This window comes from Streptomyces sp. NPDC043685 (assembly GCF_056436585.1).
Genome location: NZ_JBWKCH010000008.1, coordinates 101,670 through 127,546 on the forward strand (window position 1 = coordinate 101,670; position 25,877 = coordinate 127,546).

The window sequence follows — 25,877 nt, forward strand, 5'->3', positions numbered from 1 at the left end:
GGGGGCGGCCCGTCCGGGACGGCCTGCGGCCCACAGGCCGTCCCGGACGTGACCGGCCGGCTCAGCCCTTCTGCTGGTCCCACTCCGCCTGGGCCTCGTTCAGCTGGTCGGCCATCTTGTCCAGGAAGTCCTTGGCGCTCATGTCACCGAGCAGGACCTTCTGGAAGGCGGGCTCGTTGTCGGCCTTGGAGATGGTGTTCCAGTCCGGCAGGTAGTACGGGAGCTGGACGATGGTGGTGGAGCCGTCGTTGAGGGCCTCGGCGGCGAGCTTGGTCGGCTCGGCCTCGGAGATCCAGGCGTCCTTGGCCGCGTCGGTGTTGGACGGGATGGCGCCGGCCGACTCGTTCCACTTGGAGTTGGACTGGTGCGAGGCGGCGAACTCGATGAACTTCCAGGCGGCCTCCTTGTTCTTGGAGCTCTTGAACAGGCCGAGGCCGTCGACCGGGTTGGAGACCTGCACGCGCTTGCCGCGGGGGCCGGTGGGCTGCGGTATGCCGCGGAACTTGTCGGGGCCGAGCGCCTTCACGTGGTCCTGGTAGGAGCCCAGGTTGTGGTTGAGCATCCCGATGGTGCCGGAGTCCCACTGCGCGACCATCTTGGTGAAGTCGTTGTTGAGGTCGGCGGCCGGCGTGTACTTCTTGTACAGGGCGGCGTACTTCTCCAGCGCCTCGACGTTCTTCGGGTTGTTGAGCGTGGTCTTCTTGCCGCCGGCGTCCCAGAAGGACGTGATGCCGGACTGCCCGTACATCGCGTCCAGTGCCTGTGCGATGGAGCCGGCGCCGCCGCGGATGGTGTAGCCGAACTCGTTCTTCTTGGCGTCGGTGAGCTTCTCGGCGGCGGCGTAGAACTTGTCCCAGGTGGTGGGCGCGTCCAGGCCGGCCTTCTGGAACAGGTCGGTGCGGTAGTAGAGGGTGCCGTTGTTCGCGGAGGTCGGGATCGAGTACAGCGCGTCGCCGCCGCCGGCGGACTTCAGCGACTCGACCATGCCCTTGTTGAGCTTGTCCTTGAGCACGGACTTGCCGAGCCGGCCGTCCAGCGGGTCCAGCGCGTTCTGGGCGGCGAACCCGGCGGCCATCGCCGCGCCGACACCGCCGACGTCCGGCAGGCCGCCGCCCTGGATCGCGGTGTCGACCTTGGACTGGTACTCGGTGGCGGAGATTCCGACGTACTCGACCTTGACGGACGGGTTCGCCTTCTCGAAGTCGGCGATGATCTGCTTCCAGATGTCCGTGCGGACACCGCCGTTGTTGTCCCAGAAGACGATCTTGCCCTTGCCGCTGCCCTCGGCGCCCTTGTCGCCCCCGGCGCCGCTGCCGTCGTCGCCACAGGCGGTCGCGGTCAGGGCGAGGACGGAGCCCAGGGCGACGGCCGTGGCCGCACGCCTGCTTCTGCGGATGCTGCTCTTCATGGGTCGGTTCTCTCTTCTGGATCAGACGGAGATATGAAGTCGTGGGGGGTCAGTGGCGTGCGTGGGGCGCCCAGTTGTCGCTGCCCTTGAGGTAGGCGGTGACGGTGTGCGTCTTCGCGTCCTCGTCGCTCATCTGCGGCCGGTCCGGGGTGACAGCGGATCCCGGGCCGTAGTTCCGGTACTCCGTGAAGCGCGCGTCCTTCCACGAGAAGCCGCTCATGTCGGTCCACGGCGTGGCCTTGATCGCGGCGGGCAGCCGGGTGTCGCGGATCAGCACCTGGCCCACCGCGTTCGGTTCGCCGCCCGGGTGCCAGGGCCTGCCGAGGTGGAAGCTCGCCTCCGGCGCGTCGCTCACGATCTTCGAGCGGGTGATCAGGAACCCGTAAGGGTTGCCCGTCCATGTCGAAGGGGCGGTGATCCACCCGTTGTTGGTCGTCGACCCGCGGTTCAGTGCCTTGATCACGGACCGCTCGATCACGGTCGTCGCCCGCCCGTAGATGAAGTCGACGTCGCCCTCGATGTAGGAGTCGCGGACGTACACCCGGCTGATCACGTTCAGCTTGGGGCTGTCGGTCATCAGGGTGTCCTGGTTTCCCAGGAAGGCGGTGTTCTCGAAGACGATCCGGTCGCCGGTCGTCTTCATGGCGAGGGCCTGCTCGCCCTTCAGCTCGACCGCGGCCTCGTCGAAGTCGTTGCTGAAGGTGAGGTTGCGTGCGGTGACGTCGTTCGCGGCGATCCGCACGGTGGCGCTGCCCGTCGAACCGCCGTACTCGGCCGGGGTGTTGTGGACGACGACGGTGTCGGAGCGGTCGCGTCCGGTTCCCTGGAGCACGATCTTCGGCTTGGCCGCGGGGATGAACACCTTCTCCCGGTAGGTGCCCGGCGCGACCGCGATCGTCACCGGCACGTCGTTGCCGTCGGGCACTGCGTCCACGGCGGCCTGCACGGTCGGGTAGGCGCCCGGGACGTCGAGGGTCACGCCGATCCGGCGCTGCGGACCGGAGTACTTCTTCACCAGGGCGGGCACGGCCCGGGCGGGGTCGAGCCGGTAGTCGTAGAAGTCCCGCGGGTCGAAGGCGGCACCCCACTCGTCGGTCCGCCCGCTCGTCCGCCTCAGGATCGATCCCCGCTCCACCAGCTCGGCGGTGGCGTCGGCCTGGTAGGGGTGCTGGACCCGGTCGTAGTAACCGTTCTCGATGACCATTCTGGTGCGGCCCCGGGACCAGTTCCCGTAGGTCCACACGGGGTCGCCGTCGGCCACCTGCGCCGAGACGTAGTTGTTGTAGAGGTGCGCGTAGGCGCAGTTGTCCGCCGAGGGATTGCGCTGCTTCGTGCCGGTGAACCAGTTGTGGTCGATGGTGATCTGCGTCTGGACGTTGGACGTCCAGCCGATCCCGAACGCCTTGTTGTGGTTGCTGAACTGGTTGTAGGAGACGGTCACGTACTGACTGTCCTTGCGGATGTCGAGCAGGCCGTCGCCCATGTGGGTGAAGCGGTTGTGGTCGATCCAGACGTGGTGGACGGCGTCCATCTGGATGGCGTCGAAGTCGGAGGTCTTGCCGTCCCAGTCGCCTTCGACGTAGGAGTCGCGGATCGTCAGGTTGCGGATGATGACGTTGTGCGTGCCGGGGGCGAGGTGCAGTTCGCCGTGGACGATCTCGCCGGTGTCGCCGACGCCGATGATCGTCTTGTCGGAGGCGACGACGATGTCCGAGCCGAAGGGCTCGACGGCGACCGACCCCGCCACCCGGATGACGTACGGCTCCTCGGCGGCCGCGTACTTCGCCAGCGAGGCCTGGTCGGTGACCGTGACGACCTTGCCGCCGGCACCGCCCGTGGTGCCTCCGGCCAGCGAGGCGAAGCCGTGGGCCTGGTCGGTCCAGCGGGCGGCCGCCGCGGAGGGTGCGGCACGGGCGGGTTCGGCTGCCCCCGCCTCCCCGGTCGCGCCCAGTCCCAGGGCGGCGACCAGGCCCGCTACGGCGGCCAGGGCGGCACCCGGTCTGGGCAAGCGCTTGCTACGGAAGTGCGTCATTGCGGCTCCCAACAGGCGTGATGGGCGTACGGATGCGGTGGTTACAGGTCGGTGATCCGGAAGTGCGTGAACGTGGCGGCACCCGCGTGTCCCGACCCGACGGGCGCGAGGGCGAACAGGCCGAGCAGGGCACCGACCCAGCGCCAGGGGGTGGCGGCGAACACGGGGCCCGAGGGGCACGGTCCGTCGCCGAGGTCGTAGGAGAAGCGGCAGCGGGCCCCGGCGCCCAGCTCGATGCGGAGCCTGACCCGCCCCTCGGGCGCGGGGCGCGGGTGCGCCGCGTCACGCTCCCGCTCGGCGACCCCCTCGGCGAACCGGTGCACGAGGTGGACCGTGCCGTCGGCCCCGCGCTGGAGGCCGATCCAGCCGAACGCGTCCCCGAGCACCGCGAGTCCGGCCCGCGCCCCCGGCTCCTCACTGTGCAGGCGCAGCTCCACCTCGACGGCGGACGGGACACCGGGCAGCCGCTGGGTGAGGAGGTTCGGGAGTTTGCGCAGGTCGTGCGTGTCGGCCGAGCGGACGCAGGTCAGCCGCAGTCCGTCCCCGGAGTGCTGGGTGGCCCAGCCGGGCCGCGGGTTGGCCGTCCACTGCCACTGGCGGCCGTACCGTCCGCCGGGGAAGTCGTCGTCGGTGGCGGGCGCGGCGGGCGGCTGCGGCGGCAGGGCGGGGCGGCGGTGTTCGGCGACGGGGGCGCCGTCGTCCCCGAGCACCGGCCAGCCTCCCCCGGGCTCCCAGCGCATCGGCTGGAGGTGCACGACCCGGCCGTAGGGGCCGCGCTGCTGGAAGTGCAGGAACCAGTCCTCGCCGGACGGAGTGCGCACCCAGCCGCCCTGGTGGGGGCCGTTGACGTCGGTGTCCTTCTGCTCCAGGACGATCCGCTCCTCGTACGGCCCGAAGAAGCCGCGCGAGCGGAAGGCGCCCTGCCAGCCGGTCTCCACGCCCCCGGCCGGGGCGAAGATCCAGAACCAGCCGTCGTGCCGGTAGAGCTTGGGGCCCTCCAGGGTGAACCAGCCGGGTATGCGGTCGGCGTCGACGATCACCTTGCCCTCGTCGAGGAGCTCGGTGCCGTCGGGGCTCATCCGGTGGCCGGTGAGGCGGTTCTTGACGCCGGAGCGGGACTTGGCCCACGCGTGGACCAGGTAGGCCTCCCCGGTCTCCTCGTCCCACAGGGGGCAGGGGTCGATCAGGCCCTTGCCCGCCTTCAGCAGGTGCGGACGGGTCCAGGGGCCGCGGATCCGCGGGGCGTTGACCTGGAAGAGGCCCTGGTCGGGATCGCCCCAGAAGATCCAGAAGCGTTCGTCGTGATACCGCAGCGAGGGAGCCCAGACCCCGCAGTCGTGCCGCGGCCTGTCGAACTCGGCGGCCGGTTCGAGGCGTTCGAGGGCGTGTCCGACCAGGGTCCAGTTGACCAGGTCCCGGGAGTGCAGGAGCGGCAGGCCGGGGACGCGGCCGAAGCTGGAGGCGGTCAGGTAGAAGTCGTCGCCGACGCGGACGACGTCCGGGTCGGACCAGTCGGCGTCGAGGACCGGGTTGCGGTAGGTCTCACCGGACTCGGGGGTCACGGGCTCACCGCCTTGCGGACGAGGGCCGCCGCGGCGTCCCGGTCGAGACGGCCGTCGGCGACGACGGTGACCACCCGGCGCACCACGGTCCCGCCCGGCGGGACCGGCAACCGCTCGTCGTACGCCAGACAGGACCCGACGCCCGGGTACTCCCGCGTGCGCACGAACCACGGGTCGCGCCGGGTCTGTTCGGTGGCGCCGGCGAAGACCAGCGTCCAGGTGCCGCCCCGCAGCGCGAGCCAGTCGGCGGGGCGGCCGTGGACCTTCTCCTCGCCGTCGGCCCGGGCCGTGAAGACCTCCGGCGCGGCGGACTCCTTGCGGGCCCGCCAGAAGAACCCGCCGTAGGCCGCGCCCGGGCGCCCGTTGGTCGCGGGGCTGCCGATCGACAGCGGGTCCCCGGTGACGTTGGTGAGGGAGAAGGTCAGGTCCAGCGCCCAGGCCTGGTCGGTGAGTTCGCCGGCCGCGACCGTACGGCGCTCGCGCAGCAGCTCGCCGCCCGCGGCCACCCAGCGCAGTTCCTGGACGAAGCCGTCCGGGTCGCGCAGCTGGAAGGCGACGTGCCGCTGCGAGCCGTGGTTGTCGAGCTCGGTCGGGCCCTGGTCGCGGACGTAGGTGCGCCCGCCCCAGAAGTTGAACCCCTCGACGTCGGGAACGGCGACACCGACGCCGAGGTGGTGTGCGTGGTCGGCCGGGGCGAGCTCGGTCACGGCCGTGCCGGCCAGGGTGGTGACGGGGTGCAGGTAGGGGCGCGGGGAGAGCCGGGCCGGCAGCTCGGGCCGGGTGACGTACCGGCCGACCGGCCGGCCCGCGACGCGCAGGACCGCGGTGTCGTTGCTGGTCATCGGGTGCTCACCTCGTTCGACAGGTGCGCCCAGGGGGCGCCGAGCTCGGAGTAGAGGGAGAGGGTGTCGGCGGACGCGGCGACGAGTCCGTCGATGCCGGGCACGACCCGGCGGTTCTCGCCGGGGATGCGGTGCCAGGCGGTGTCCGGCAGCGGTGCCGGGTCGGGAGCGGTGCGGACGGCCTCGACGACCTTCATGAAGGCGCCGGTCTCGTCCGGCGGGACCAGCAGGTCCGCCCCGGTGGTGAGGTGGTCGACGAGGTTCTCGAGCAGGTCGGTGCGGCCGTGCTCGGACTCCCGCGGGCCGTGTCCCGCGCGCTGGAGCAGCACGCGGTCCTGCTTGTACCAGAAGGTGATCCGGCCGCTGCTGCCGTGCACCAGCACGTACGGCTCGTCCGCCTGCTCGGCGCACAGGGTCGCGGCGACGGTGACCGGGTGACCCTGCGCGGTGGTGACACGGACGCAGGAGGTGTCGTCGGACTCGATGGCGTTGGCGCGCAGCAGCTCGGTCTCGATGCCGGTGACGTCCTCGGCGCGGGTCGTGCCGCCCAGGGCGAGGGCGGTGGCGACGGCGTGGGCGAGGGGGTTGGTCAGCGCCCCGTCGATCACGTCGACGCCGTTCAGCCGCCGCTTGCCCGCCCAGGGTGCCCGGCGGAAGTAGTCCTCGTCGCGTACCCAGGCACCGGCGCCGCCGAGTCCGACCAGGTGCCCGATCGCTCCTTCCCGCAGCAGTTCGCGGATGGCGGGCAGGGCGTGCGAGCCCAGTGACTGGAAGCCGATCTGGCAGACCACACCGGCCGCGGCGACCCCGTCGGCCATCCGGCGGAACTCGGCGTAGGAGGGGGCGGGCGGCTTCTCCAGCAGGAGGTGCACGCCGCGTTCGGCCGCGGTGAGCGCCAGGTCGGTGTGGGTGGGGATCGGTGTGCAGATCACCGCGACCCGGGCGTCGGTGGCGTCCAGCAGGGCGCCGAAGTCGGCGGACTGCTCGGGAGCGCCCAGGTCGCCCAGTTCCTCCTCGGTCAGCGGCGTCAGCTCGCAGATACCGGCGAGCCGGACGAGGCCGTCCTTCTGGAGACGGCGGATGTTCTCCAGGTGCCAGCGGCCGTGGCCGCGGGCGCCGGCGAGGACGACGGGCAGGGGCGTGGTCGGGGATGCGTTCATGGCGTCGATCATGCGTCCGGTCACGGGATCCTCCCGGCCCCCGCGCCGCGGGCCACCGCCCGGTCGGCCTCCCGGGCGCTGTCGATCGGCCCGTGCAGGGTGGGCGTCCAGCCGACGTCGGCCGTCAGATCGCGCTCGCTGCCCGAGTTGTAGGCGTTGTGGATCGCGAGCAGGTCGACGGGGAAGCCGTTGAAGAGCGTGCCGCTCTGGTGCAGGGCGCTGCCGTTCCAGCTCTTGACCAGGTCGGCGACCTCCACGTGGCCGGGCGCGTGGAAGGCGTTGTTCTCCACGTACATCCTCGACTCGGTGGAGACGCCGAGGGAGTAGCGGTAGTCGTCGCCGGTGATGTCGTAGCGGTTGTTGTACACGTGGACCTGGCCGAAGCGGACGCGTGGGGCGCGCTGGACGACGGATGCGAAGGCGTTGTGGTGCAGGGTGACGCGGAGCTTGCCGCGGTCGCCGGTGGCGGTGTCGCCGCTGCCGATGAGCATCGCCTTGTCGTGGCCGGCGAAGCGGCTCCAGGACACCGTGACCAGGTCGGAGCCGTTCGTGATGTCCAGCAGGCCGTCGTGGCGCAGGTAGTTGCGGGCGAAGTGGGTGGGTTCCTTCGCGTCCGGGTGGCCCTTGTCGCTCAGGGTCACGTGGTCCACCCACACATGGGTGGCGCCGGTGAGCCAGATGTTGTCGTAGGCCGTCTTCCAGTCGCCGAGGCCGCCGGTGTTGGGCTGCCAGACGGGGAAGCAGTCGTAGGCGTCGCGCACGTCGAGATTGCGGATGATCACGTTGTCCGCGTTCCTCACCTGGAGGCTCGCGCCCTTCAGGACGGCCGAGTCGCCGAGGCCGACGAGGGTGGTGTTCGAGCCGACGGGCAGCACGATCCGCTCGGCCTGCCGGGCGGCGGAGGCCTGGCGGGCCTCCTCCTGGGGGCCACTGGGCTTGGCGGAGCCCCAGGTGCGGGGGTCGTAGGCGGCGAGGTACTTCTTCAGGGCGTAGCCGCCGGTGGCGTAGTCGGCGCAGTCCAGCCGGTCGCCGTCGTCGTCGGTGTTGGCGTCGATCGTCCCGGCGATTCTGATGATCTTCGGGGTGTCGCTGCCGCCGTCGAGGGCGCGGACGAGTTCGGCCCGGTCGGTGACCGTGTACACGTGGTCGGTGTCGGCGGCCGCGCCTCCGGTGGTGCCCGCTCCCTCGGCGGCCCAGCCGTCGTGTGCGGGAAGGGTGTCGCGGCCGATGTCCCGGGCCTCGGCGTGCGCGGGCAGGCACAGCACGCCCAGCAGCCCCGCGGCGACGGCCAGGTGTCTGCCCCTCATCCCTTCACCGCCCCCGCGCTGAACCCGGTGATCAGCCACTTCTGGATGAAGGCGAACACGATCACCACCGGGACGGCCGCGATGATGCCGCCCGCTGCGAGCGCGCCCAGGTCGACGCTGTCGGCGCTCATCAGGGAGTTGAGGCCGACGGGGATCGTCTGCTTGTCCGGGTTGTTCAGGAACATCAGGGCGAACAGGAAGTGGTTCCAGGAGTGGACGAAGGCGAACGAGCCGACGGCGATCAGACCGGGCCGCAGCAGCGGCAGCACGACGATGCGAAAGGCCGTCAGGCGGTTGCATCCGTCGACCCAGGCCGCCTCCTCCAGGGAAGGCGGCACGTTCTTGATGAAGTTGCTGATGAGGATCATCGACAGCGGCAGCTGGAAGACCGTCTCGGCGAGGATGACGCTGCCGAGCGAGTTGATCATCTTCAGCTCGGCGAAGATCTCGAACAGCGGGACCAGCAGCAGCGCGCCCGGCACGAACTGGGAGCACAGCATGCCCAGCATGAACAGCCGCTTGACCTTGAAGTCGAACCGGGCGAGGGCGTAACCGCCGGCCAGCGCGACGAGCGTCGTCATGATCAGGGTGGCGACGCCGACGAGCACGCTGTTGGTGAAGTAGGTGCCGAAGCTGCGCTCCGTCCAGACCTTCTCGAAGTGGTCGAAGGTCATCGGCCAGGGCACGAGCGAGGTCGAGCCCGCCGGGCGCAGCGAGAACAGCAGGATCCAGTAGAAGGGGACCAGGGTGAAGAGCAGGTAGATGCCCAGGGGCAGGTAGATCTGCCAGCGGGGTGCCTCGTCCCAGGTGCGGTGGCCCTTGGCGGGGCGCGGCGGTTCGGGGGTGTCGCGCACCGGGGCGGGGGCGGTCTTGGTGGCTTCCTTGACGCTCACTTGCCCTCCCCTCCGAACTTGCTCAGCCGCAGGTAGACCATCGAGCAGAACAGCAGGATCACGAACGCCACCGTGGTCAGGGCCGACGCGTAGCCGAAATTGTGGGCGTCGACGGATGTGTTGGCGATGTACAGCGGCAGGGTGGTCGTCTCGCCCGCGGGCCCGCCGCCGGTCAGGGTGTAGAGCAGGTCGACGTTGTTGAACTCCCACACCGCGCGCAGCAGCGTGGACAGGATGATGGCGTCCTTCAGGTGGGGCAGCGTGATGTGCCAGAACTGCTTGAGGCGGCTGGCGCCGTCGACCTCGGCGGCCTCGTAGAGGTCCTTGGAGACGGACTGCAGGTCGGCGAGGATGAGGATCGCGAAGAAGGGCACCCCGCGCCACAGGTCGGCCACGATCGCCGCCGGGAACACCGTCGAGGTGTCGGACAGCCAGCTCGTGCCGTAGGAGCCGATGCCCATGTCGGCGAGGTAACGGGTGATGCCGGTCTGGGAGTTGTAGAGCAGTACCCAGATCGCGGAGGTCAGGACGCCGGAGACGGCCCACGGGGAGAAGACCAGGGCGCGTCCCAGACCCCGCCCCACGAAGGTCTGGTTGACGATCAGGGCGAGCGCGAGGCCGAACAGCAGCTGGAGGCCGACCTCGACGACGACCCACTTGGCGCTGAAGACCAGCGTGTCCCAGAAGACGGGGTCCTCGGTGAAGGCGTGGACGAAGTTGTCGAAGCCCGCGTAGCCGTTGCGCCACGGCTTGGTGGGGTTGTAGTGCTGCAGGCTGTAGTAGAAGACGCTGATGACGGGGTAGGCGATGAAGCCCAGCATCAGCAGGGCGGCCGGCGCGATCAGCAGGTACGGGAGCCTGCGCGGCGTGGCGGAGGCCCGGCGCCGCCGGGGTGGCGCGGGCGGTTTCGCCACGGCTGCGGCTTGGGCCATGACTGTTCTCCGATCTCAGTACGTCGTGGTACGTCGGTGCGTGCCCAGGAAGCGCTTTCTCCCCGGGCAGGGTCGTGCCGGGTCGTGCTGCGGAGCGAAGGCGGTGCGGTGGGGCGTGGGGCGTGCTGTCAGCTCGCGTACGGGTCCTGCACCGTGCCGGGCCGGGCCAGGAACTCGAAGTCGCAGCCGGTGTCGGCCTGCGTGATCTGCTCGTTGTAGAGCGCGCCGTAGCCGCGCTCGTAGCGGGTGGGCGGCGGGGTCCACCGGGCCCTGCGCCGCTCCAGTTCCGCGTCGTCGACGTGGAGGTGGAGGGTGCGCGCCTCGACGTCGAGGGTGATGCCGTCGCCGGTCCGTACGAGGGCGAGCGGTCCGCCGACGTACGACTCGGGCGCGACGTGCAGCACGCACGCGCCGTAACTCGTGCCGCTCATGCGGGCGTCGGAGATCCGGACCATGTCCCGTACGCCCTGCTTGAGCAGGCGGTCGGGAATCGGCAGCATGCCGTACTCGGGCATGCCCGGTCCGCCCTTGGGCCCGGCGTTGCGCAGCACCAGCACGCTGTCGGCGGTGATGTCCAGCCCGGGGTCGTCGATCGTGCGCTGCATGCTCTTGTAGTCGTCGAAGACGACGGCGGGGCCGGTGTGCTTGAGCAGGTGCGGCTCGGCGGCGATGTGCTTGATGACCGCGCCGTCCGGGCAGAGGTTGCCGCGCAGGACGGCCACCCCGCCCTCGGCGGCCACCGGGTTCTCGCGGGTGCGGATCACGTCGTCGTTGTGGACGACGGCGCCCGCGAGCTGCTCCCGCAGCGTGCCGTTGACGGTCGGCCGGTCCAGGTGCAGCAGGTCGGTGACGCGGGAGAGGAACGCGGGCAGGCCGCCGGCGAAGTGGAAGTCCTCCATGAGGTACGTCCGGCCGCCGGGCCTGACATTGGCGAGGACCGGCACCGTTCGGGCGATGCGGTCGAAGTCGTCGAGGGTGAGCTCGACCCGGCAGCGTCCCGCCATCGCGATCAGGTGGATGACGGCGTTGGTGGAGCCGCCGAGTCCGAGCACGGTGGTGACGGCGTCCTCGAAGGCCTCGCGGGTGAGGATCCGGGACGGCCGCAGCGCGGTCCAGGCGAGCTCCACGGCACGGCGCCCGGAGGCGGCGGCCATCCGCTCGTGCCCGGAGTCGACGGCCGGGATCGAGGAGGCGCCCGGCAGCGTCATGCCGAGGGCTTCCGCCGCCGCGGTCATGGTCGACGCGGTCCCCATGGTCATGCAGTGACCGGGGGAACGCGCCAGTCCGCCCTGGAGTTCTCGCAGTTCGCAGTCGGTCAGGTTGCCCGCGCGGTGCTCGTCCCAGTACTTCCACATGTCGGTGCCGGAGCCGAGGGTCTCACCGCGCCAGTGGCCCGGCAGCATCGGCCCCGCGGGCACGAAGAGCGCCGGCACGTCGGCCGAGGCCGCGCCCATGAGCAGCGCGGGCGTCGACTTGTCGCAGCCGCCGAGCAGCACCGCCGCGTCGACCGGGTACGACCGCAGCAGCTCCTCCGTCTCCATGGACAGGAGGTTGCGGTAGAGCATCGGGGTCGGCTTCTGGTACGTCTCGGAGAGCGTCGCGACGGGGAACTCCAGCGGGAAGCCGCCGGCCTGCCAGACCCCCCGCTTGACCGCCTCGGCCCGCTCGCGCAGATGCACGTGGCAGGGGTTGATGTCGGACCAGGTGTTCAGGACGGCGATCACCGGGCGGCCCCGGTACTCCTCCGCCTCGTAACCGAGCTGGCGCATCCGGGCGTTGTGCGACCAGGTGCGCAACTGGCCCTCGACGCCGTACCACTGGTGGCTCCTGAGGTCCTCGGGGGCGAGCCGGCCGGTCATATCGACCACCCCGCGGCGATCGCGGCGACCTCGGCGCGCTGCTCCTCCCGGAGGATCCGGCTCGGCGGACGGACCTCGCGGCGGCACAGCCCGAGGGAGGCGAGGGCCTCCTTGACGACGGTGACGTTGTCGGCGGAGCCGCCCGCGGCACGCAGCTCCTCGAAGCGGCGGATCTGCTCCCAGACCTTCATCGCGGCCGGGTAGTCGCCGGAACGCAGCGCCTCGATCATGTTCAGGGAGACCGCCGGGGCGACGTTCACCAGCCCCGAGGTGAAGCCGGTGGCGCCCGCCGAGAAGTAGGAGGGGGCGTAGGGCTCGGCGAGTCCCGCGACCCACACGAACCGTTCCAGGCCGGCGTCCCGGGCGAACGCGGCGAACCTGGCCGCGTCCGGGACGGCGTACTTCACGCCGATGACGTTCGGGCAGCTGTCGGCGAGTTCGGCGAGCCGGGCCCCGGTGAGCTGCGCGTTGCGGATGTACGGCACGACGCCCAGCTCGGGCACGGCCTCGGCGACGGCGCGGTGGTAGTCGACCCAGCCGGCCTGGGAGACGTACGGGTGGACCGGCTGGTGGACCATCACCATCTGCGCGCCGAGTTCCCGGGCGTGCCGGGCGGAGGCGACGGCGGTCGGGATGTCGTGTCCCACGCCGACCAGGATCACGGCCCGCTCCCCGGCCTCGTCGATCGTCAGTTCCGTGACCAGACGGCGCTCTTCGGGGGTCAGGGCGTAGAACTCGCCGGTGTTGCCGTTGGGGGTGAGGGTGGTGATGCCCCCGTCGAGCAGGCGGCGCAGCAGGGCTCGGTGGGTGTCCTGGGCGACGGAGCCGTCCTCGGCGAACGGGGTCACCGGGATCGCCACCACGTCGGCCAGGGCCGCCCGCTGGGTCTCGAACGCCACGCTGCTCATTGCTGACCTTCCTGTTCCAGTCCTGCCTCGGGAAAGGCGCGCCGCACGAAGGACGCGATGTGGGCGTGCAGGGCACGCGCCGCGCCATCGGCGTCGCCGTCGAGGGCGAGCCGCAGGATCTCCCGGTGCTCGCCGGCCTCCCGCTCCCAGGAGGGCGAGGCGGCCCAGGCGACGGCGGAGACGAGAGCGGCCTGGTCGCGGACCTCGTCGAGCATCCGGCCGAGCAGCGGATTGCCGCATGGCAGGTACAGGGAGCGGTGGAACTCCCGGTTGGCGAGGGAGCGTTCGGCGGTGTCGGTGGCGACGTCGGCGCGGGTCAGCGCGTCACGGGCGGCGTCCAGGGACGCCCCGCGCTGCACGGCCCGGCGCAGCGCCTCGGGCTCCAGCAGCAGCCGTACGTCGTAGACCTCGCGCGCCATGTCCGCGTCCACCAGGCGCACGGTGACGCCCTTGTACTGGCTCATCACGACCAGGCCGGTGCCGGCGAGGGTCTTGAGCGCCTCGCGCACCGGGGTCTTGGACACCCCGAACTGCGCGGCGAGCTCGGTCTCGACCAGCGCCTGTCCGGGGGTCAACTGCCCGGTGAGGATGCGGTGTTTGATCCCTTCCAGCACGTACTGCGTGCGGGAGGGGATCGGCGTGGGCACAGAGGTCATGCGCGCCTCTCGGATCTCGCGTCCCGGGGGATCGCGTATCGGATCTCGCGTATCGCGTCTCATATATGACGTACGAAGTACGACGCGATGACGGTAGGAGGGCGCGTGGGGTTCGTCAATGCTTTCGACAGAGGAAGGTGAAATCGCTTTCTACGAAGTGCCTTCTGGGGTGATGCGTTCGGAGGTGCCGCCTTCTGGCGTGGTGCGTCCCGGCTTGGTGCTCCCCGTTCGGTGCTCCCGGCTCGGGTGTGTCCTACAGGGCGCGCGTCCAGCCCGGGTCCCGCCCGCTCAGCCCGATCGCGCGGTCGAGCAGGGAGGCGTCCGCGTCGACGGCGACCACGGGGCCGAAGACGGCCCCGCGCTGGGGGTCGTCGGCGGAGGCGGCGAGGAAGTCGTGGCAGACCCGGAGCGCGGCCGGGTCCGGGGCATAGGCGCTCCTAGCCACCCGGGCCGCTACGCGGCCAAGGCCTACGGCCCCGTGAGGGCGGCTTCCGCTCCGCAGCTCCGGGAGCGCAGCGGACGGAGCGTGCCTGGCCGGTCGCGCGGGCCACATCCCACCCGTGGACGACCAGTTCGTCGACGGCGACGAGGCCCGCGACCTCGCCGGGCAGGTCGACGCCCCCGGCCCTGGTCATACCGGTCCAGGCGGCCGGGTCGCGCCAGGCTTCGCCCAGGCCGGCGAGGACCTCGGGCAGCTCCTCGCGCCAGCCGGGCGCGAGGTCGGGGAGCGCGGAGTCCGGGCTGGTGTCGGTCGTGGCACCGAGGTCCTTGCGGGCCGCGTCCCGGAAGGCGGCGGCCAGCCCCGCCAGATGGCCGAGGAGATGGCGCACCTCGTACTTGGGGCAGGGCGTCGGATCGGCGAGCTGCGCGTCGGTGACGCCGGCGACGAGCCGCGCCAGGGCCTGCGTCTGGGGCCGGAGGTCGAGGGGCGCACCGGCCGTCTTGGTGGGGTCCGTCATGGGGCTGCTCCTTGGGAGTGTCGTCTCGGGAGGTAGACCGACACCGGCCCCGGAACTCATCCCCCGCCCGGGCCCGGACCGAGGAACCTGCCCGATCCGCCGCCCGGGGCCTCAGCCGCACGATGGCCGGGCATGACGACCAAGACGACCCGGCCCCTGTCGCGCGTCCTGCGCGACCGCGACTGCGGGCTCTGCCTCTCCGGCGTGGTGGTGTCCGGCTTCGGCACCTCGGCGCTGTGGCTGGCGTCCGGCGTGTGGGTGAAGGACCTGACCGGCTCGGACGGGATGGCCGCGCTGTGCATGCTCGCCCTGTGGCTGCCGGCCCTGGCCGGACCGCTGCTGGGCACGCTCGCCGACCGGGTGCGCCGCAAGCCCCTGCTGATCGGCGTGAACCTGCTCCTGGCCACGCTGCTGCTCGCCCTCGTGAGCGTCGACACCCCGGGCGACCTGTGGCTGCTGTACGCGGTACTGGTCGTGTACGGCGTGGCGGGCGTCGTCCACGACGCGGCCGAGTCGGCGCTCGTGGCCGGCGCGGTCGACCCGTCCCTGCTGGGCGACTTCAACGGCCTGCGCACGACCGCCGCCGAGGGCATGAAGCTCCTGGCCCCCCTGGCGGGCGCTGGCCTGTACGCGGCGTACGGCGGCGCCGGTGTCGTCGTCCTGGACGCGGTCACGTTCGTGCTGGCCACGGGCCTGTACGCGGCGCTGCGCGTACGGGAGGACCCGCCCGGGCCGCCCACCGGAACCGGTCGCCCGCGGACCGCCGAGGGCGTCCGGCACCTGTGGGCGCACCCGGTGCTGCGTCCCCTGGTCCTGGCGGGCGGCGCGACCATGCTGTGCGCCGGTGTGAACGGGGCGATGGTGTACGCCGTCGTCGAAGACCTCGGGCACTCCCCCGCGTACGCCGGTGTGCTGTACGCCGTGCAGGGCGCCGGTTCCGTCGCGGTCGGCCTGCTCTCCGGCGCCGCCCTGCGCCGCCTGGGCGCACGGCGCTTCGCGGCGTCCGGCATCGCCCTGCTGGCCGTGGCGGTGGCCCTGCGGGCGGTGCCGTCGGACGCGGTGGCGCTGGTGTGCGGCGCGGCGATCGGCATGGGGCTGCCCGCGGTGCTGATCGCCGCGCTGACGTCCGTGCAGCGCGAGACGCCGAGTGCGCTGCTGGGCCGTGTCACGGCCACCGCGCACACGCTGGTGTACGCGCCGAACGTGGTCGGACTGGCCGCCGGGGCGGCCCTGGTCACACCGGTGGGCCACCGGCCGGTGCTGGTGGCCCTGGGCGTCGTCCTGCTGGTGACGGCGGCCGTGCTGCGGTCGCCGTCCGCCGGCGGGTCGTCGGCTGGGGCGGGTGTCAGCCCGTCTTCTCGCCCTTGACCCACGTCCCCTTCCGCAGGGCCGGGACACTCAGCGCGAGGGCCAGCGCGGGGACGAGCGCGTACCAGGCGAGGCCGTGGTTCGGCCCCGCCCGGTCGACCAGCCATCCCAGGGCGAGGTACCCGCAGCCGATCATCAGGGACTCCACGAACGTGATGATGGACAGCAGACTCGCCCGGTAGCGGGAGGGGACCCCCTCGTTGAAGACGTTGTCCACGACCACCGCGGTGATGTCCGGGGCGCCGACGGCGAGCAGGAACACAGCGACCGTGAGCCAGGCCAGGCCGAGGCTGGTGAATCCGAGTGCGGCCACGAGCACCAGCAGGGTCAGCGGCACGAGCAGGTGCACGCCCAGCCGTTTGTCCGCCCGGTCCGCCAGCAGCGGGGCGAAGCCGCCGATCAGGTAGCCGGCCGACATCACGACACTGACCAGGGAGGTGGCGACGCCCTGATGGCTGAGGGTCTCCTGGGTGAAGATGAAATACGGGGTCGTGGTGGCGTGCATCAGAGCGGACACCACGACCAGCGAGGCCAGCCGGGGGGTCAGCCGGCGGATCACGGCCGCCTTGCCCAGCTTGGCGTCCGGCCGTGCGGACGAAGCGGCGGGGTCCGCGGAGGGCTGTTCCGCCGTGTCGTCCACCGGCTCGTCGGCTTCGTCGAGATCCGCGGCGTCCTGTCCGCGGACCTCGGGGACCCGGGTCAGCAGCACCGCCGCCGCGAGCAGCAGGGCGCCCGCCGAGGCCAGGTAGACGAGTTCCCAGGAGAGCTGCTGCAGGCTGCCTCCCAGCGCGATGGCCAGGGCCATGGTGGTGGCGCCGAACGTGGCGTACCGGGACTTGACCTTCACGTAGTGCGTCTCGGCCCCGCGGCGCCTGAGGAGGTCGTAGAGCAGGGCGGTCTCCGCGCCGGAGACACAGGCCATGCCGATGCCCTGAAGCGCGAAGAGCACCACGAACGCGGCGTACCCCGAGAGCGTCACCTGGCCGATGAGGCAGGCGCCGATCAGCGCCTGTCCGATGACGATGCTCGCCCTGCGGCCCACCCGGTCCGCGATGAACCCGGTCGGCACCTCGGCCAGTGCGCTGACGATGTACAGCAGCGTCTGGAGCACGGCGATCTGCGCTGCGGAGAAACCCTGGTGGACCAGGTAGAGGACGAACACCCCGCGCTGGAAGAGGGAGTTCGCGAGCACCGCGTACAGGTAGAAGGGGCGCGACACGCTCCTCGCCACGCGCAGGGACGACGGGGGGTCGCCCGGCTCCCCGGTGTGGTCCTGCGCGAGCTCGGCCGAATCCGTCGTCAACGCACCGTCTCCAGTCCCGATGAGGCCCCCCGATCGGCGAGCAGCGACTTCACCCGCAGATACGCGTCCCGGTCCGGGCCGTCCTCGCTGAACGCGCCCGCGACCAGGAACGGAACGATATCGGGAGACAGTCCGTCAGACGAGCCGAGATCCTCGTACATGCGGACGGCGCCGGCGGCGAACAGCGCGGGAACCGCGTCGTGCCGCCAGAGCCGGGGCAGGACGAGGGAGGCCTCGAACCCGGTGCACGCTCCCTGGTACGCCGTCTCCCCCGCGCTCTCGGCCGCCGTGAGCACGCTGATGGGGCGGCGTCCGGGGCGGAAGGGGTGGTCGTAGGACGAGGTGCCGCCGAGTATGCCGTCGGCCATGATGCGGGCGATCAGCGGGCTGTTGTGGAATCCGTCGCGATAGGTGCCGGTCGCGATGTGCAGCCCGTCCAGGGGCCCCGGGCCGATCAGGGGGAAGGTGTCGAGGGCGACCGGGCGGTTGCCGACGCGCCACTGCTCGATCTGCGCGAAGGCGAAGTCGTTGTTCAACTGGTCGATGGCGCACTGCAGGAGGAAGTGGCTGAGGCCGGCGGAGGGGCGGGTGCGCGGGGTCGCGAAGACCACGTTGGTCGCACCGACGTAGTCACGTCCACCGGGGAACGGGACGGCGTGCAGTCCGCAGGAACCGGCCCGGTTGACGGTGCGCACGACATGGCCGAACTGCCCGGCACCGAGCCGCTGGGTGACGGTGGCGATGCCGGTGCCGGAGAAGACGGGCTGGACGTCGTGCGGGCCGAGCACGGTGTCGAGCAGGGGGGTCGTGAACGCTCCGGCGGCCACCATGATCGTGCCCGCCGGGATGTGTGTGCCGTCCTGCAGGGTCGCGCCGGTCACCCGGTCGCCGTCGCGGGTGAGCGCGGCGACGGGCTGGTCCACGAAGCGCACACCCCGCGCGACCAGGGCCGCCCGGAGTGCGTCGTAGACCGCGCCGCTGTCGACCGCGTTCTCCGCGGGGAGGAACAGGGCTCTCAGGGGCCGGGCGGTCGGTGTGGGGTCCAGGCCCGCGATACCGCGCGGGCTGATGAGCTCGTGCGCCTCCCCGTACTTGGCGGCCGCGTCCAGCATCGCGTCGAAGTTCTCGGAGTCCAGGTCACCGGAGACCGCGTTCTCGATGACGACGGTGCCGGAAACGGTGTGCGGCCGGTCGTGTCCCGACACCTCGCGGATCAGGTCGAGCCAGCCGGGCCAGAGTGCCAGGGAGTCCCGGCACATCTCGAACTTGGCCCGCGAGGCGTCCGAGGCCAGCGTGTACTTGGTGATCTCGGCGAAGCAGTTGAGCATCGCGCCGGATGCCGGGGTGGCCGCGCCCTCCCGGTCCCGCGGCCCGATGACGGTGACCGAGAGGGAGGCGTCCCTGCGCGTCAGCTCCAAGGCGGTGGAAAGGGCGAGGACCCCGTTGCCCACGATGGCTGTGTCTGGCGTGGTCATGTGCCTGGTCGTCTCCTCGACTGGGTGGTGCGGTGGGTGGGCGTTCGACGGCCGAAGCCGTGCGGGGTCGTCAGGACGCGGGTCCGGCGGGCTCGATGTCGACGCCGGTCACGAGCAGCGTGGGTCCGCCGTCTCCCACGGGGACCTCCTGGCCGTACTTGACGCAGGCGGCCGGGCTCCCCATGGCGAAGTCGTCGCCGATACCGCGGATCGCGGCCAGCGCGGCCGTGACGTGTCCGGTGACGACGGCGTCGGACACCGGCTCGGCGACCACACCGTGCCGGATACGGCGGACGTCCACCGCGCCGAACGCGAACGTGCCGTCCGCGTGCACGCGTCCGCCGCCCAGCCGGGCGACGTGGAAGCCGTGGTCGACGGACGCCGTCAGAGCGGCCGGGTCGTCCGGGCCCGGCGCCACGTACACATTGCTCATGCGGGTCGCGGGCGGGTGCCGGAACGACTGCCTGCGCCGGCGTCCGGCGGCGTCGAGGAAGGCCGTCACCGTGCCGTCCCGGACCAGGTGTTGCGACCGGGCGGAGGTGCCTTCGTCGTCGTGGGTGAAACCGCCCCAGCCGCCGGACAGCCCCGGGTCGTCGGTCAGGTGCAGCCCGTCCGGGCCGATCCGCTCGCCCTCGCGCCAGGCCACCCCGGCCAGCCGGCCGGCGGCGACGTCGCCCTCCAGCGGGTGCCCGAGGAGTTCGTGGACGAGGACGCCGCTGGCCCCGGCGGCGATGACGAGCGTGACGTTCCGCTCGGCGACGGGCCGGGCCGTCGTCTTGGCCGCGGCGGCGCGGCCCGCGTCCCGCCCGACGCGGACGATGTCGAGACCGGTTTCCCAGACGGCGAGGTCGCGGACTCCGGCCTTGCGGTATCCGACCACCGGGCCGCCCGTGCCGTCGGTGACGGCCCGGCAGGACACCAGGTGCCGTCGCTGCGCCGGCTCCAGGTGGGCGAGCCCCGGTCCGAGCCGGAGGAAGGCCCGGTCGGCTCCCGCGTACGAGACGGACACCGAGGCGGTGCCGTGTGCGGCGCGTACAGCCGCCGAGCGGGCGGCGCGCAGCAGCTGAGCCGACGGCGCGGGGGCCGCCCCGGTGCCGTGTGACCGAAGCAGGCCGGTGGCCCGCAGCACCGTGGCGGCCAGGTCGTCGGTGCCGGACCATGTGGCCCCGGCACGGTCGGCGGCGGTGCGCAGCCCGAGCCGGAGCGCTTCGCCGGACAGGCTGTTCAGGCCGACGTATCCCTCGCCGTCACGGTGGCGTACCCGCACGGCGAAGCCGACCTGCTCGTACGGCTCACCGGTGACGGTCCCGCCGTCCGGGACGAAGCACTCGGCGCCGCGCACCCGCTCGGCGAAGAGGTCGATCCGGACCCCGGCCCTGTCCTCCGTCTCCCGCAGCCGCTCGGCCAGCTCCGCCAGGCCGGGAGGGGCGCCGGGCGCACCGGCACCGCCTCGATCAGCGGTGGGCGGTCGCGAGGGCACCGGTGTGATCATCGCTTCCATGGGCTGCCACGCGCCATCCGTGCTCGGGGGACCATGCGCGGACGAAGCCCGCCATCCGGTAGGGGGTCGCCGTTTCCACCATCACTGCCAGGGATTCCGGATCCGCCGCATGCGCCGCGTCGGCGGAGGCCCGGCTCACGAAGGCGAGGTCCTCCTGGCGTACGTCGGCGCCGGCCAGCTCCGCCAGGAAGACGATCTGCCGCCGGGTGGCGAGGTCGAAGGCAGCGGCGGCCGCGGCCCGGATCTCCGCCAGCGTGCCGGCCGGGACGGTGCGCAGCAGGGCGGCGATGGCCTTCGTGGAGTTGGGGTTGATGCCGGGGTCGTGGCGGCGCAGCACGTCGGCGAGGTCGAGCTGTTCCGGGGCCGGTGTCTCGGAGGGGTGCCCGACCCGCCGGTAGCCGGCGCGGAGGTGGAACGGGAAGAGCCGGCCCAGCGCCGACTGTGCGAACAGGATGCGCTGTCGCGGTACGGAGCCCGGTTCCGTCCCCGGCCACATGCGCCCGTTCAGGGAGAGCCCGCGGAAGGCGGGGTGGACGATGACACGTTCCTGGCACAGGACGGACTCGTTGATCCGGCGCAGCGTGGGCAGGGCCTCGAACTCGCGGGGGAAGGGCCGGCAGAAGACCTTCACGGCGACGAGCAGGCCGCGCACGCGGACGGTGCGCACCTCGGTGACGAGGTTCTCCCAGTCGATCCACCGTTCGTCCTCGGCGCGGTAGTGGTAGTCGGCCAGCCGTTCGTAGTCGGCGCGCTCTCCCGCGCTTTCGGTGAACTCCTCCTCGATCCACCGCTCGACGCGCTCGCCGGGCTCGTGGGCGCCTGTGGTGCGGCCGACCGTGCCGTCGAAGTCGAGGCGGATGTGGTCGTCCGGGCAGAGGAAGTCGTGCAGATCCTCGTGGGCGGTGGCGACCACGGCGTCGATGTCCAGGAAGCGGCAGGCCCGCTGGAAGTTGTGGGCGATGACCTTGGCCGTGGTGCGGTCGAGGTTGGAGCAGAACTCGTCCACCGCGATGAGTCCTCGTCCGCCGTGGGCGAGGCGGGCCAGGGTGAGCCGGTGGAACTGCCCGTCGGACAGGTGCTCGGGCCGGGACATCATCAGGCGGGGTTCGCCGAGGCCGAACCTGCCGAGCCAGGAGACCGTCTCCTCGACGTCGCTGTCGAAGAGATCGACGACCCGGTCCGTGGGACCGATCGGCGGGAGGTCCGCGACGGTGCGCACCTCGGTGTGGCGGCACAGTTCGCGCAGCAGGCTCGATTTGCCGGTGCCGCTGAACCCGGTGATCAGGGTGATGCCGCGGGGCGCGACGGTGACGGGCTCGAGGGCCACCGTCTCCTCGGCGGTCTCCACGCCGAAGACCTCACGCAGGTGCCATGCCCGTTCGGACAGCGGGCCGTCCTCCCGCCGGTGCCGGACGTGAAGGGTCAGGCCCTGCGCGGGCGGGGAGCTGTTCAACGCCACGTTGTCTCCTCATACGTCGACGAGTTCCCCAGGTCCACGACGAACCGGGCGTTCAGGGAGCGCGTGGGCCGTTCCAGGATCACGCCGTTCAGCCACTCGCCGGCCATCCAGGCCGCGGTGACGGTGTTCACCGGGGCGACCGAGGCGCTCATGATCGGATCGGCGATCGCGCTGCGGGCGACAGCGGCCACGGCTTCCATCTCCTGGGCGAAGGCACGGTGCGCGGCGGTGTCCTGCGGCCTCAGCAGCGGTCCCACGGCGGCCTCGTCGAGCCCCGCCGCCGCGAAGAGCACCGAGCCGCCCCTGTCCCGGGCGAATGCGGCGAGAAGGGCGGCCAGGGTGCCGACCGGCCGGTCCGCGCAGCAGAACAGGGTCCACTCGCCGGGGCCGGACGGCGCGAGGCCGTCGATCGTGTCCCGGTCGACGAAGACCGGCGCGGTGGTGATGTCCGCCTGCGGGTGGCGCTCCAGCAGGAAGTCCCGCAGGGCCTGTGCCTTGGGCCGGCCGAGGTCGGCCTGCCGGTAGGTGAACTGCCGGTTGAAGTTGGTCACTTCGACCACGTCGTGATCGACCAGCAGCAGCCTGCGCACCCCCATGGCGCACAGGTGGGTGGCGACGATCGCCCCGGTGCCGCCGCAGCCCACGACGACGGCCTGGTGCCGGCCGATCCGTTCCTGGGCCGCGTCGGGGTCGGTACCGGTGTGCGCGAGCCAGCGGCGCTGTTTGGTGTGCGCGTCGACGGTGTCGGCACGCGGGAGCGGCACGAGCAGGTCGCGGGCGGCGAACGCCGCCAGCAGGGTCTCCTGCCCCGGGGTGAGCGCCGCGCCGGACACGGGCCAGCGCAGCCCCTCGGTGAGCTGTGCGGCCCACTCGCGCAGCGTGCGGTCCGCCCCTTCGACGCTGAAGCCCCGCTCGCCGAGCACCAGCAGCCGGCCGGCGTCTCCGGCGGCGAGGTTCGTGCCCGCGCGCAGCATGACACCGGCGGGGAACCGCAGGCGCAGCGCGGACGGCGTGGTGTGCCGCGGTGAGGGGGCCGGTGTCCGGCCGGTCCCGGGTCCGCCGGCCGGCGGCCCGCCGGTCACAGGCTGGTTCGTCATGACCACTCCCAGGGGGCCTTCGGCTGCCGGGCGAGGAAGATGCCCGGGACTTCGGCGAGGGGAACGCAGAGACTGTGGCGGGCGAGGATGCCGTCCAGTTCCGCCACGGCCGCGTCCAGGGAGCCGGGTGTCTGCGGGGCGCTGTCGTAGGCCCGCAGCACGTCCAGATAGGTCTGGAGCGCGTCATGGGTCCGCAGCGCTTCGAGGAAGACCAGGCCCCGGTGGACGCCGAGCGGGTCGGAGCGCAGGCCCCGGAAGAGGTTGAGGCGCAGGTCGGCGGGACGGGAACGGTTCTCGTACCGGTCGGGTACGAGTTCGGCCCGGATGCCCGCGGCCGCCAGCATCCGCGCTGCGGCGCGGGCGAGTTCGCGGTTGGGGTAGTACGTGTCGTAGGCCAGCCGGTAGCGGGCGCGGGCCGGGGTTCGTGAAGGGGGTGGGGGTGCGGTTGCGGGGGCCTGGCCTCGCACGGCATCGCGGAGCGCCCGGTCGAAGTCCCCTACGGGCAGGAACCCCTGCCGCGGGAGCAGCGGGGCGGGCAGCAGGGCGCCGGTGCCGGGGGCGGTGAGCGCGTCGCGGATGGCGTGGCGGTCCTGCTCGGCCTCCGGTCGCAGCAGTTCGCCCTCGAAGCACAGCGCCACGACGATGCCGGTCCGGCGCACCCGCAGCGACGGATGACCGGCGAACTCGGCGACCCGGTGCAGCGGGAAGGCGGTGTCGGAGGTGACGTCGAGGCGCCCGGCCGTGAAACCCTCCAGGTTGCGCTCAGGGCTCTTCACCCGGCGCAGCACCACCCGGGAGGGACCGCTGTCGGTGTGCGGGGTCCTGTCGAGGACGATCGTGCGCGGCGCGGTGCGCACGATCCGGTACCGGCCGACTCCATCGTTCCGCCCCCGGTAGGGGGCGAGTGCCGGCAGTGAGGTCAGCTGGGGGAAGCCGTGGTCGGGTTCCCTCAGCCGTACGTGCAGGTGGTCCCCTCTGCCGCCGACCTGTTCGACGTGGCGCAGCCAGTAGCCGGTGACGGTGGCCGAGGCGGCCGCGCGGTCCAGAGCCCGCACGTAATCGTCGGCCGTGACCGGGCTTCCGTCGGCCCAGTGGGCACCGGGGCGCAGGGCGAAGTCGTGGCGGCGTCCGTCCGCGGAGCTGTCGTAGGACCGGGCTCCCATGGGCTCGGGCCCGTGCGGCCCGGGGGCGACGAGGGGGCGCGTGGTCAGGGCGGCGACTTGCAGCCCGCTGTGGTCGCACCAGCCGGGCTGGTCCAGCGTGCCCGGCATGGAGTCGAACGCCGCCACGCACGTGGCGGGTTCAGCGCTCACCGCTCGGCGCCTCCGTCGCACCGGTGTCCTTGGTGTCCCAGTCCAGCAGGGCCCGCTCGTACTCGCGCAGTTCACCGGTCATGCCGCGCACCCATTCCAGCTGTCGGGCACGGAACTCCGCCTGCGCCAGTTCGTCGTGGCGGCCCGCGCCGTCGGCCCAGGCGCGGACCTGGGCGTTGCGCGCCTGCCTCAGGACGGAGAGCGGCTCGGTGAGGCGCGTCTCGAACTGTGCCAGGAACGACAGGAGTTTGCGCTCCTCGACGAAGTTGGCGGTGAGCATGAGGTTGCGTTCGGGGTTGCGGACCTCGTGGTACCAGTCACCGGGGATGTAGAGCGTGTCGCCTGCGCGCAGGGTCACCTCGTACAGCGGGTCGGCGGTTTTGCGCAGCACCTCGTCATGGGTGCGCTCGGACCACAGGCTGTCGTCGGCGCGCAGGGCCCGTCCCGCCTCGGGGGTCACCAGGCGCAGTTCCTTGCTGCCGTCGAGGACGGCCAGCCAGGCACTGGTGGAGAAGGTGTCGCAGTGCAGTCCGGTCGAGCAGCCGGGCTCACCGAAGAAGATCCACATTCTTCCGAAGCGGACCTGTTCCGGGAGCCGGTCGATCCAGTCGTCGGAGAAGAGTTCGGGAATGCTGAAGTCGTCGAGGAGTCCGGGGCAGTCGCGAACGAAGTTCCATTCGGCCAGATACCGCCGGTCTCGAGCGAGAGAGCCGTCCGCCGGGATTTTCTCCCAATACTCCAGGAATTCGGCCAGCCCGTCGTCGGAAACGGTGTATTCGTATTCGGATCCGGCCGGGTACTCGCGTACCGGGACCCGAATTTTGCCGTACTGGCGGCGGAAATGGTCCGCGGTCCAGAGTTTGCGCGCCGGCCATTCGTCCTGGAGGCCGCGGATGACCACCGGCCCGTCGATGTCCTCCAGCGTGGTGACGGCCGAACCGTCCAGCACACGCAGGGGTGTGGGCGTAATGGGTGCCACGCGCGACGCTCCTCGGATAGCTGAACCGGTTACCGGGCGACGTCCGCACATCCGCTGCGGGAAGTGGAACTCCCCGCAGCGGACGCACGGTCCCGAAATCAGCAGCGGCGGGCGAGACCCGCCACCATCGCCGGGCTGCTCAGGTCGGTGATGCGCAGCTCGATGCTCTCCCGCGCGCTCACCCGGTCCTGCTCCTGAACCGGCTTCGGGGTCAGTTCGGCATTCTTGGCGCTTTCGACCTTCCGCGTCTTCTCCATGGGTTCCCCATTTCTCGTCGCACGAATGTCACTGGACGCCGGGTCAGTACCAGACCCCGGTGTGAAGGAACTTAGACGACGACTGGATTCCATGTCTGCGACACCAATACCATGGCGACGGAATGGCCGATTCTCCCACTGCCGGTGACCAAAAAAGAAGACATGGCTCGCCGATCCGGTTGAAGTTGCCACGACCGGGGAAAGATCGCGAGAATGCCCTTTCAGCTATCGAGCACCGCGAACGGATGGCTCCGTTCGCTGACGTCACCCATTTTCGTCACGGAGGGTTCGTCCGTGACGTTGACCGATCCCAACAGACGTTGAAAAAGGCCCTGTTGCATTTTACGGCCGGTGAACTCCCCACACAGCAGGGCCTGTTGACGGACTGGACGCCACCTGGACCGCCCGGGGAGCAGGACACCCGGATGTGGCTGCGCGGCGGACGCACCGGCGTGTGCGCGGCCACCTGGACCCGCACCGGCGTTGGAGCCGAGCGCGGGCCGACGACCTCCGGTACCGCCAGCACCACCTCGGCGGACCGGGTACAGGGAACCGGTCCGAGCCGGGGCGCGACGAACGGCGCGCCGCCGCGCACGCACTGACCGGA

At 71.7% G+C, this 25,877-nt stretch carries 23 protein-coding genes; 2 read left to right on the forward strand and 21 right to left on the reverse strand.

The window, feature by feature from the left end; all coding sequences use genetic code 11:
* Window positions 1-61: 61 nt before the first annotated feature.
* The 13 genes from AC0665_RS25875 to AC0665_RS25935 form a co-directional block, all read right to left on the reverse strand.
* Window positions 62-1,408 carry an ABC transporter substrate-binding protein gene (locus tag AC0665_RS25875; RefSeq protein WP_478705872.1) on the reverse strand — a complete coding sequence of 449 codons (1,347 nt, stop codon included), beginning with the start codon at window positions 1,406-1,408 and terminating at the stop codon, window positions 62-64.
* A gap of 49 nt (window positions 1,409-1,457) precedes the next feature.
* Window positions 1,458-3,440 carry a pectinesterase family protein gene (locus tag AC0665_RS25880; protein WP_478705873.1) on the reverse strand — a complete coding sequence of 661 codons (1,983 nt, stop codon included), beginning with the start codon at window positions 3,438-3,440 and terminating at the stop codon, window positions 1,458-1,460.
* A 41-nt stretch (window positions 3,441-3,481) separates the two neighbouring features.
* Window positions 3,482-5,002 (reverse strand): glycoside hydrolase family 43 protein, encoded by a 1,521-nt coding sequence (locus tag AC0665_RS25885; RefSeq protein WP_478606996.1) that lies wholly within the window; start codon window positions 5,000-5,002, stop codon window positions 3,482-3,484.
* On the reverse strand, window positions 4,999-5,844 hold the full coding sequence (locus AC0665_RS25890; RefSeq protein WP_478705874.1) for a DUF6807 domain-containing protein: 846 nt from the start codon (window positions 5,842-5,844) through the stop codon (window positions 4,999-5,001). The genes AC0665_RS25885 and AC0665_RS25890 overlap by 4 nt, the downstream gene beginning before the upstream one ends.
* Window positions 5,841-7,004 (reverse strand): Gfo/Idh/MocA family protein, encoded by a 1,164-nt coding sequence (locus tag AC0665_RS25895; protein ID WP_478705875.1) that lies wholly within the window; start codon window positions 7,002-7,004, stop codon window positions 5,841-5,843. Before AC0665_RS25895 ends, AC0665_RS25890 begins: the two co-directional genes overlap by 4 nt.
* 20 nt (window positions 7,005-7,024) lie before the next feature.
* Window positions 7,025-8,311 (reverse strand): pectate lyase family protein, encoded by a 1,287-nt coding sequence (locus AC0665_RS25900; protein ID WP_478705876.1) that lies wholly within the window; start codon window positions 8,309-8,311, stop codon window positions 7,025-7,027.
* Window positions 8,308-9,204, reverse strand: coding sequence for a carbohydrate ABC transporter permease (locus tag AC0665_RS25905; protein ID WP_366051086.1), 897 nt, complete (start codon window positions 9,202-9,204; stop codon window positions 8,308-8,310). The genes AC0665_RS25900 and AC0665_RS25905 overlap by 4 nt, the downstream gene beginning before the upstream one ends.
* Entirely contained in the window at window positions 9,201-10,136 is a 936-nt protein-coding gene (locus tag AC0665_RS25910; RefSeq protein ID WP_363121603.1) for a carbohydrate ABC transporter permease, read from the reverse strand. Before AC0665_RS25910 ends, AC0665_RS25905 begins: the two co-directional genes overlap by 4 nt.
* Before the next feature lie 128 nt (window positions 10,137-10,264).
* A complete protein-coding gene (gene araD / locus AC0665_RS25915) occupies window positions 10,265-11,995 on the reverse strand; it encodes an L-arabinonate dehydratase (protein WP_468410914.1) in 1,731 nt (576 codons plus the stop codon).
* Entirely contained in the window at window positions 11,992-12,903 is a 912-nt protein-coding gene (locus tag AC0665_RS25920) for a dihydrodipicolinate synthase family protein (RefSeq protein ID WP_468637662.1), read from the reverse strand. The genes araD and AC0665_RS25920 overlap by 4 nt, the downstream gene beginning before the upstream one ends.
* Window positions 12,900-13,559: a GntR family transcriptional regulator gene (locus tag AC0665_RS25925; protein ID WP_468637661.1), complete on the reverse strand. Its 660-nt coding sequence runs from the start codon at window positions 13,557-13,559 to the stop codon at window positions 12,900-12,902. Before AC0665_RS25925 ends, AC0665_RS25920 begins: the two co-directional genes overlap by 4 nt.
* Window positions 13,560-13,812: 253 nt before the next feature.
* Complete coding sequence (locus AC0665_RS25930; RefSeq protein WP_478705877.1) at window positions 13,813-14,004, reverse strand: hypothetical protein; 192 nt, start codon at window positions 14,002-14,004, stop codon at window positions 13,813-13,815.
* Complete coding sequence (locus tag AC0665_RS25935; protein WP_478705878.1) at window positions 13,997-14,518, reverse strand: TIGR03086 family metal-binding protein; 522 nt, start codon at window positions 14,516-14,518, stop codon at window positions 13,997-13,999. Before AC0665_RS25935 ends, AC0665_RS25930 begins: the two co-directional genes overlap by 8 nt.
* 132 nt (window positions 14,519-14,650) lie before the next feature.
* Between AC0665_RS25935 and AC0665_RS25940 the strand changes: the two genes are divergently transcribed.
* The gene (locus AC0665_RS25940; protein WP_478607011.1) at window positions 14,651-15,886 is read left to right on the forward strand and encodes an MFS transporter; all 1,236 of its coding nucleotides are present in this window, start codon (window positions 14,651-14,653) and stop codon (window positions 15,884-15,886) included.
* Here the strand turns inward: AC0665_RS25940 and AC0665_RS25945 are convergent.
* The 8 genes from AC0665_RS25945 to AC0665_RS25980 form a co-directional block, all read right to left on the reverse strand.
* Window positions 15,864-17,189 (reverse strand): MFS transporter, encoded by a 1,326-nt coding sequence (locus tag AC0665_RS25945; protein WP_478705879.1) that lies wholly within the window; start codon window positions 17,187-17,189, stop codon window positions 15,864-15,866. The genes AC0665_RS25940 and AC0665_RS25945 overlap by 23 nt on opposite strands.
* Complete coding sequence (locus AC0665_RS25950; RefSeq protein ID WP_478705880.1) at window positions 17,186-18,664, reverse strand: NAD(P)/FAD-dependent oxidoreductase; 1,479 nt, start codon at window positions 18,662-18,664, stop codon at window positions 17,186-17,188. The genes AC0665_RS25945 and AC0665_RS25950 overlap by 4 nt, the downstream gene beginning before the upstream one ends.
* Window positions 18,665-18,734: 70 nt before the next feature.
* Complete coding sequence (locus tag AC0665_RS25955; protein ID WP_478705881.1) at window positions 18,735-20,144, reverse strand: TldD/PmbA family protein; 1,410 nt, start codon at window positions 20,142-20,144, stop codon at window positions 18,735-18,737.
* A complete protein-coding gene (locus AC0665_RS25960) occupies window positions 20,119-21,624 on the reverse strand; it encodes a hypothetical protein (RefSeq protein ID WP_478607021.1) in 1,506 nt (501 codons plus the stop codon). Before AC0665_RS25960 ends, AC0665_RS25955 begins: the two co-directional genes overlap by 26 nt.
* On the reverse strand, window positions 21,615-22,721 hold the full coding sequence (locus tag AC0665_RS25965) for a HesA/MoeB/ThiF family protein (RefSeq protein ID WP_478705882.1): 1,107 nt from the start codon (window positions 22,719-22,721) through the stop codon (window positions 21,615-21,617). Before AC0665_RS25965 ends, AC0665_RS25960 begins: the two co-directional genes overlap by 10 nt.
* Window positions 22,718-24,034, reverse strand: coding sequence for an ABC transporter substrate-binding protein (locus AC0665_RS25970; protein WP_478705883.1), 1,317 nt, complete (start codon window positions 24,032-24,034; stop codon window positions 22,718-22,720). The genes AC0665_RS25965 and AC0665_RS25970 overlap by 4 nt, the downstream gene beginning before the upstream one ends.
* The gene (locus AC0665_RS25975) at window positions 24,024-25,013 is read right to left on the reverse strand and encodes a cupin-like domain-containing protein (RefSeq protein ID WP_478607030.1); all 990 of its coding nucleotides are present in this window, start codon (window positions 25,011-25,013) and stop codon (window positions 24,024-24,026) included. Before AC0665_RS25975 ends, AC0665_RS25970 begins: the two co-directional genes overlap by 11 nt.
* Before the next feature lie 98 nt (window positions 25,014-25,111).
* The gene (locus AC0665_RS25980; RefSeq protein WP_351627773.1) at window positions 25,112-25,270 is read right to left on the reverse strand and encodes a hypothetical protein; all 159 of its coding nucleotides are present in this window, start codon (window positions 25,268-25,270) and stop codon (window positions 25,112-25,114) included.
* A 122-nt stretch (window positions 25,271-25,392) separates the two neighbouring features.
* On the opposite strand from AC0665_RS25980, the gene AC0665_RS25985 reads away from it, so the two are divergent.
* On the forward strand, window positions 25,393-25,872 hold the full coding sequence (locus tag AC0665_RS25985) for a hypothetical protein (protein WP_478705884.1): 480 nt from the start codon (window positions 25,393-25,395) through the stop codon (window positions 25,870-25,872).
* The last annotated feature ends 5 nt before the right edge of the window (window positions 25,873-25,877 follow it).